Genomic DNA, 751 nt, shown 5'->3' with positions numbered 1-751 from the left:
CTGGTGTTGCTGGTGTTGCTGGTGTTGCTGGTGTTGCTGGTGTTGCTGGTGTTGCTGGTGTTGTCTGTGTCGTCAGCCTCGTCCCGCAGTGCTTCCATCGCGATCATCTCGCGCCCGGCGAGCAGCTCCCCATGACGCCGCGCCGTGGCCGCATCCACCACCACCCGGCTCACCCCCGCGTCTTCCATCATGTAGGCCAGCCGGTCCTCCGGATAGTCCGGATCCAGCGGCACGAACGCCGCCCCCGACTTCAGCACCCCCAGCAGCGACGCAATCAGGCCCGCCGAGCGGGTCATGCACAGGCCAATGCGCTCGTCCGCCTTCACGCCGCGCTGCACCAGATGCCGCGCCACGCGGTTCGACCACGCTTCCAGTTCGCGATAGTCCAGCCGCTCGCCTTCGCAATGCACCGCTCGGGCCTCACCCCGGCGCTGCGCCTGCGCCGTAAAGCGCTCGCCCACCGGACTGAACGCGTGCCGCGCGATCGCCGTGCGGTAACGGTCCTCAATATCCAGCGTGATCTGTCCAAGATACACATCGTCATGTGCTGACTCATGCGCCGACTCATGTGCCGACACCTGTTCGAGAATCCCCACATAGTGATCGAGCATGCGCGCCACCACCGCCTCATCGAACACGTCACGCGCGTAGCCCAGCGACACCGACAGTGCCTCGCCCTCCGTCACGTTCAGCACCAGATCGAAGCGCGCCGTCTGCGCCTCGCCCGACAGCGCCGACACCTTCAGCCCCC

1 protein-coding gene is annotated in these 751 nt (G+C 66.3%); it reads right to left on the bottom strand.

From position 1 onward, the window contains the following. On the bottom strand, positions 1-751 hold a 751-nt coding region (locus PQR67_RS38205; protein ID WP_408467956.1), incomplete at both ends, for an AMP-binding protein.

Origin of the sequence: Paraburkholderia fungorum (assembly GCF_046026025.1) — a bacterium.
In the GTDB taxonomy this organism is placed as follows: domain Bacteria; phylum Pseudomonadota; class Gammaproteobacteria; order Burkholderiales; family Burkholderiaceae; genus Paraburkholderia; species Paraburkholderia fungorum_E.
This window is presented reverse-complemented; position numbering and strand designations above follow the sequence as displayed.